Below are 2386 nucleotides of genomic sequence, written 5' to 3'. Positions count from 1 at the left end.
ATGGCCCAGAAAGGTTCTGCCAATTCATCGGGAACACCGGCATCCGCAACGGCACTGGCCACATCGGACAACGGCAGCGATTGCAAATGCCTGGCGGTCAGCGGGAACAGGTCCTGAACATCGAACTTGGTCGGCGCGGCGCCAAACCGGTTCACATCGAACCCTTCGATCAGCTCGGCCATTTCCGAGCGCAGCTCAACCGGATCAGACGAACCCAGACGCGCCATCAGGCTCAGCAGTGCCATCGGCTGCACGCCCTGTTCACGCAGATCGCGCAGGGCCAGCGTACCCAGGCGTTTCGACAGTGCTTCGCCCTGCGGGCCGGTCAGCAGCGAGTGATGCGCAAAGCGCGGGCAATCCCCGCCCAGTGCCTTGATGATCTGAATCTGGGTCGCAGTGTTGGTCACGTGGTCCGAGCCGCGCACGACATCAGTCACGCCCATTTCAGTGTCGTCCACCACCGACGCAATCGTGTATAGAACCTGCCCATCGCCACGGATCAGCACCGGATCGGAAACCGAGGCCGCATCGATCGAGATGTCGCCAAGAATGCCGTCATTCCATTCGATCCGTTCGTGATCCAGCTTGAAGCGCCAGACGCCGTTGCCACGTTCGGCACGCAGCTTCTCTTTCTCGGCCTCCGAAAGGTTCAGCGCAGCGCGGTCATAGACCGGCGGCTTGCCCATGTTCAGTTGCTTCTTGCGTTTCAGATCCAGCTCGGTCGGCGTTTCGAACGCTTCGTAAAAACGACCCATCGCGCGCAGCTTGTCGGCCGCTTCGGCGTAGCGGTCCAGACGCTCGGATTGACGCTCGACCCGGTCCCAATGCAAACCCAGCCATTCCAGGTCCTGCTTGATGGCATCGACATATTCTTCTTTCGACCGCTCGGGGTCGGTATCATCGATGCGCAGGATGAACGTACCGCCTGCCTTGCGGGCAATCAGATAGTTCATCAGGGCGGTGCGCAGGTTGCCCACATGGATGTAACCGGTGGGCGACGGGGCGAAACGGGTGGTTGTCATGGGTGTCTCCTGTTGGCGCGGCTCTTGTCACATGGGGGCGTTTTTGTCCAGCCGCCGCTTGATCCATCAGGCGATTCAGAAAGGTTTCACCGGCCACACCCTGTCGAGGTCGTCCAGCCCGGCGCGAATGAGTTCGCGCAAAACTCCGGTGTCGATATCCGCCAGTTTGTTGACGTAAAGACAGGACTTGCCCAGCTTGTGCTTTCCCAATCTGGCCATGAGATCCGCAAAATCTGCGTAGCCCGGCATGATGTAAATCACCAAAGCTGATTTGCGCGGCGAAAACCCGGTTGCCAGAAAGTCCCCTTCACGACCCGATTTGTAGCGATAGTGGTAGCGGCCATATCCGACGATCGACGGGCCCCACATGACCGGTTGAAACCCGGTGGTGGCGCGAAACAGCTTGTCAAGCTGGCGCGCGTCTTCAGCACGGCGCGCCGGTTGAACCGTTCTCAGGAAATTCTCGACGCTTTGATCTGTCGGAACTGTCTTATTGTCTGATCGCGCCATGAACAAAAATTAACACGTAATATTCATCCCTGCACCCCATCTGAATCGCGTATAAACTGGCAAGAGACTTTCGACGCCCTAACTGCAACAATTATGTCCTGACAGGGAGAACGAAGATGACAATGAAACTTACACGCCGCGCTGCTTTGGGAAGTGCCGCTGCCTTGCCGTTTGCAGCGGCGGCCGCACCGGTTCTGGCCGCAAGCCCCGAAACCAAAGCAAACTCGACCATCGCCAGGTCATTTCATATTGGCGACTTCACGGTCACGACCCTGCTGGATGGCAGCTTTCCACGCGACGGAGCCAAAGAGATTTTTGGGGGCGGAGCGTCGGATGAAGAATTCGCCAAGGTTTCGGCTGAAAACTTCATTCCCGCAGACGTCGCACAGTTTTTCTTTACCCCCTCACTGGTCAACACGGGATCAGAGCTGGTTCTGTTTGATACCGGTCTGGGGCAAGGTGGCATACAGGCCGCGCTGGCAGATGCGGGCGTGACTCCGGATCAGATCGATGTGGTCGTGATAACGCATATGCACCCTGACCATATTGGTGGCATGACGACCGAAGGCGCGCCCACCTTCGCCAATGCGCGTTACGTGACGGCTTCTCCGGAATATGATTTCTGGGCTGCGCAGGACGCAGGCAATCGCGTGGGCGATCTGGTCGCTGAAAAAGTCACACCGCTGGCCGAGAAAATGACCTTTGTCGAAGACGGGGGCGAGGTCGCCCCGGGCATTACCGCAGTGGCCGCTTATGGCCACACACCGGGCCACACGGTTTATCATCTGGAAAACAACGGGCAACGTCTGGTGCTGACGGCAGATCTGGCCAACCACTATGTCTGGTCTTTCGCC

At 58.4% G+C, this 2386-nt stretch carries 3 protein-coding genes; 1 reads left to right on the top strand and 2 read right to left on the bottom strand.

What is annotated here, in order from left to right; translation table 11 throughout:
* Together gltX and AC2FNN_RS21415 are read right to left on the bottom strand one after the other, a co-directional pair.
* Positions 1 to 1022: glutamate--tRNA ligase (gene gltX, locus AC2FNN_RS21420; protein WP_496760517.1), on the bottom strand; the 1022-nt coding region annotated here is incomplete at its 3' end.
* 75 nt (positions 1023 to 1097) lie between these two features.
* Positions 1098 to 1532, bottom strand: a complete 435-nt coding sequence (locus AC2FNN_RS21415) for a DUF1801 domain-containing protein (RefSeq protein WP_496760515.1) — start codon at positions 1530 to 1532, stop codon at positions 1098 to 1100.
* A 116-nt stretch (positions 1533 to 1648) separates the two neighbouring features.
* Here AC2FNN_RS21415 and AC2FNN_RS21410 point away from each other — a divergent pair.
* Positions 1649 to 2386 (top strand): MBL fold metallo-hydrolase (locus AC2FNN_RS21410; protein ID WP_496760513.1); only part of this gene is annotated, 738 nt, incomplete at its 3' end.

It is taken from the genome of Ruegeria sp. BHSA118 (assembly GCF_059613405.1).
This window is presented reverse-complemented; position numbering and strand designations above follow the sequence as displayed.